Below are 3,436 nucleotides of genomic sequence, written 5' to 3' on the forward strand. Positions count from 1 at the left end.
ATAGGTTCGAGTAACTATAGATAGGTTTTTGTTAACTGCAACAAGCCCCAGCTGATTTTAGGGCTTTGATTTGAAGATTCAGGGACTGCTGGCTTGTGGAAACTCGAGCGTAGCCAAATAGTCTCATAGCTCTATTTTTGTCTCCTATTTCGATTAATAGAATAGTTGTCTATTAAGTGCTAGAAAACGATTTAGTAGACAGATTATATATATTCTTCTACGATGTCCACCAACTTATAAATTAATAGACAAAATCAGTATAACTTTGGGTGTAGGATGCCAGTCGAATTCTTAACCGAAGAACAGAAGTCTCGGTATGGGCAGTATTGTGGAGAACCCAATGACATTCAGCTTGCTCAGTATTTTCATCTCGACAGTAACGATCTTGCACTGATCAATAAGTGCCGGGGGGATTACAACCGACTGGGATATGCACTGCAATTATCGACAGTTCGCTTCCTCGGGACTTTTCTGCCGAACCCAATTCGGGTGCCCACTGGAGCGATTCATTTTGTTGCAAAGCAGCTGGGGGTTGCAGACATAAACAGCCTTTCCAAATACATGCTCCGCAAGCAAACTCGCTATGCTCATAGTGCAGAAATACAGGAAGCTTACGGCTATTGGCTCACCGCCCTGGCAATTCCGGCTGAGCCGATTGCTGTATAGCCGTGCCTGGATCAGTAATGAAAGGCCAAGCCTGCTGTTTGACTTTGCCACTTCCTGGCTGGTACAGAATAAGGTTCTGCTGCCTGGAGTGACCACACTGACCAGGCTGGTTTCAGAAATAAGAGAGTGTGTTGAAAATCAGCTTTGGCAGAGGCTGACAGCGCTTCCGGGTGACGAGCAAAAAACAAAACTGGAGTCACTATTACAGGTTCCCAGCGGTCACAGAGCGTCCTACTTTGATCAGTACCGAAAAGGCCCTGTGTCCATCAGTGGCCCTGCATTCAATACAGCCATTCTTCGTTATCAGTGATTACGAGACCTGCACGTTGGAAATTTGGATTTTTCCAGAATCCCTCCCGTCCGCCTGAAAGGTCTGGCAAGATACGCCAGCGCAGCGACTGTCTACAAAATAGCGCGAATGCCTGAAGACAAAAGAACGGCTGTTCTGCTTGCTTTTGTCAAAGCCTATGAGGTGTTGGCACTAGACGATGCTTTGGATATGCTCGATCTCTTGATTAGTGACATTGCTGGCAAGGCAAAGAAAATCGGGCAAAAGGAACGGCTGAGAACCCTGAAAGACCTTGACCGGTCTGCATTAACTCTGGCTTCAGTCTGTTCGCTAATTCTTGATGAGGAAACGGATAATGAGGAGTTGAGGGAGGCAATTTATTCTTTATGCTCCAAAAAACTGCTGGAAAAATCCATTGAGACCATTAACAGCTTGGTTCGCCCTGCTGATGATAAATTCTATGATGAAATGGTTGATCAATATGGCAGGGTGAGACGGTTTCTACCCCAACTTTTCAAGCATATTGAGTTTAAGTCTGCACCGGCAGGGCAGCAAACGCTTGAAGCCCTGAACTACTTGGTTAAGCACGGGTTCTCCAAAAAGCAATTTCTTGAAAACCCTCCCTCGGACGTTATTTCAAACCCTTGGAAACGGCTGGTTATCGACAAAGATGAACGTATTGACAGACGAGCCTACATACTTTGCTTTCTGGATAAGCTCCAGGACAGTCTTCGTCGGCGCGATGTTTATGTCGAGAACAGTGACCGTTGGGGTGACCCCAGAGCCAAACTTCTCCAGCCAGAAGAATGGAAAACCCATAAAGCTCAGGTGTGTCGTTCCCTTGGACATTCAGCTGATGCTAAGGAAGTCATAGACAGCTTGGCAGAACAGCTGGATTCGGCATACAAAAGAGTTGCTGCAAACTTTGATGATAACGATGCCGTCAGAGTGGATAGTTCTGGCAAGAATCCGTCTCTGACGATCACGCAACTGGATAAAACAGAAGAACCTGAAAGCTTGCTCAAACTGAGAGAGCATGTAGCCAGTCTCTTACCAAAAGTAGACCTCACTGAGCTATTGCTTGAAATCCATGCTCATACAGGTTTTGCGGATGAGTTTTACCATGTCAGCGAAGCCAATGCCCGCGCTGAAAACCTGACCGTCAGTATCTGTGCCGTACTGCTTGCAGAAGCCTGTAATATTGGCCTGGAACCGTTCATCAAACCCAATGTGCCAGCACTGACCAGACACAGGCTCAGTTGGGTAAAACAGAATTACCTTAGAGCGGAAACGCTGACACAGGCCAATGCACGTCTGGTTGACTATCAGGCTACACTCCAACTGGCTCAAAACTGGGGAGGTGGAGAAGTTGCCTCTGCTGACGGGATGCGTTTTGTCACTCCCGTAAAAACCCTCAACGCAGGCCCGAATCGCAAATATTTCGGTTCGAACAAGGGAATAACCTGGTACAACTTTCTCTCTGATCAATATTCCGGTTTTCATGGCATTGTGATACCGGGAACTCTGCGCGATTCCATGTTTGTGCTTGAGGGGCTGCTTGAACAGCAAACCGGTTTGAAGCCAATGGAAATTATGACGGACACGGCAGGGGCAAGTGACCTGGTATTTGGCCTCTTCTGGTTGCTGGGATATCAGTTCTCTCCCAGGCTGGCAGATGCTGGCGAATCTGTATTCTGGCGCATCGATAAAGAAGCAGATTATGGAGTTTTGAATGAGCTTGCCCGTGGCTGCAGCAATCCAAATAAAATAGAGCGGGACTGGGACGATATGTTACGAGTTGCCGGTTCCTTGAAGCTTGGCACTGTTCAAGCATCAGAGCTGATCCGATCACTCCTGAAAAGTGATCGACCATCAAGCTTGGCACAAGCCATTATAGAAGCAGGAAAGATTAACAAAACAATCTACCTCCTGAACTACGTGGATGATGAAGACTATCGCCGCCGCATACTAAACCAACTGAACCGTGGAGAAGCTCGCCATGCTGTTGCCAGAGTTGCCAGAGTTGCCAGAGCGATTTGTCATGGGCAGAGAGGAGAAATCCGTAAACGCTACAGGGAAGGTCAGGAGGATCAATTGGGAGCCTTGGGACTGGTAACAAATGCCGTCATACTTTGGAATACAATCTACATGCAGGTTTCGCTGGATCATTTGAAGAATCAGGGCTACCCAGTTCGAGACGAGGATGTTGCTCACTTATCACCGCTACCGATTGGGCATGTCAATATGTTAGGGCAGTACTCCTTTACTTTGTCAGAGCGGGTATCAAACGGTGGTTTAAGACCATTAAATGAAGAAGATGATTGATGCTAGCCCAGCGAAATCAAGGGGTAAGAAGCTTAGAGCAACTTTTCGTTCCATTGGGCTTCAGACCCCCTTTAGAGATCAATGGTGGATTGGCTTTTGCCCTGGAGTTTCAGGGTGGTGAGGTGTTTCTGGTACAGTTTTTCAAACCGTTTTTGT

The 3,436-nt window shown here is 47.0% G+C and carries 1 protein-coding gene and 2 pseudogenes; 2 read left to right on the forward strand and 1 reads right to left on the reverse strand.

What is annotated here, in order from left to right; genetic code table 11:
* Window positions 1-46: 46 nt before the first annotated feature.
* Window positions 47-127: pseudogene (locus tag KDK15_RS14585) on the reverse strand (recombinase family protein); the annotation flags it as partial.
* A 149-nt stretch (window positions 128-276) separates the two neighbouring features.
* Between KDK15_RS14585 and KDK15_RS14590 the strand changes: the two are divergent.
* Window positions 277-976, forward strand: a pseudogene (locus KDK15_RS14590) (DUF4158 domain-containing protein).
* A 24-nt stretch (window positions 977-1,000) separates the two neighbouring features.
* A complete protein-coding gene (locus KDK15_RS14595; RefSeq protein ID WP_257296117.1) occupies window positions 1,001-3,280 on the forward strand; it encodes a Tn3 family transposase in 2,280 nt (759 codons plus the stop codon).
* Window positions 3,281-3,436: the final 156 nt, after the last annotated feature.

The organism is Endozoicomonas sp. YOMI1 (assembly GCF_024606345.1).
Taxonomy (GTDB): domain Bacteria; phylum Pseudomonadota; class Gammaproteobacteria; order Pseudomonadales; family Endozoicomonadaceae; genus Endozoicomonas.